Raw genomic sequence first — 667 nt, 5'->3', positions numbered from 1 at the left:
AGAGTTGTAAACAAACGAAATTCCTATTTTAAATTCTAGTTATTTTTAGTGGTTTTTTCTTCTTTATTATTCTCGTTAGATTTATCTAAATCTTGTTCATTTCGTTCTTTGCTTTCGTTGTTTGTTTCGTTAGATTTATTATTTTGTTTATCGATTTTTTCTATATTTATATTTTCGGATTTTATTTTTAAAACTTTATTTGGATTATAAATATTTTCAACATGTACTACGCTTCCAGAATCAAATAAAATTTCTACATTACTGATACTTAATCTACCATCATCTAAAACACAAACTCGCTTTTGGTTTTCACACTTAGGTACAACATTGTTTTCGTGGGTTTGTTTATATTTTTTTAAAATATAGCTGAAACTTAGGTCGCTTTGTGAAATAATAATATCAGCTTTGTATTTACCCAATCCTAAAATTGAATAAAAGTTGAAATTTAAATTAAAAATAAAGATTGTAATAGTACAAATCCATATAATATTAATTAAAACATAATTAATTTTTGCATGAATAAATAATAGACTAATAATTGGAAATATTACTATAGGCAAAATTATTTTATTTATATAATTATCGTTTGCCGCATTGTTTCCAATTGTTTCTAGCAAGCTTGTGAGTGTAATTCCAAATGTTAAACCTACTAGAGCAAGCATAAATA

Annotated in this window: 1 protein-coding gene; it reads right to left on the bottom strand. The window is 24.0% G+C overall.

The window, feature by feature from the left end; translation table 11 throughout:
- Positions 1 to 35: 35 nt before the first annotated feature.
- Positions 36 to 667 (bottom strand): hypothetical protein (locus KJQ97_RS09305; protein ID WP_214120678.1); only part of this gene is annotated, 632 nt, incomplete at its 5' end.

Origin of the sequence: Campylobacter sp. 2018MI01, assembly GCF_018501205.1 — a bacterium.
Classification (GTDB): Bacteria; Campylobacterota; Campylobacteria; order Campylobacterales; family Campylobacteraceae; genus Campylobacter_E.
This window is presented reverse-complemented; position numbering and strand designations above follow the sequence as displayed.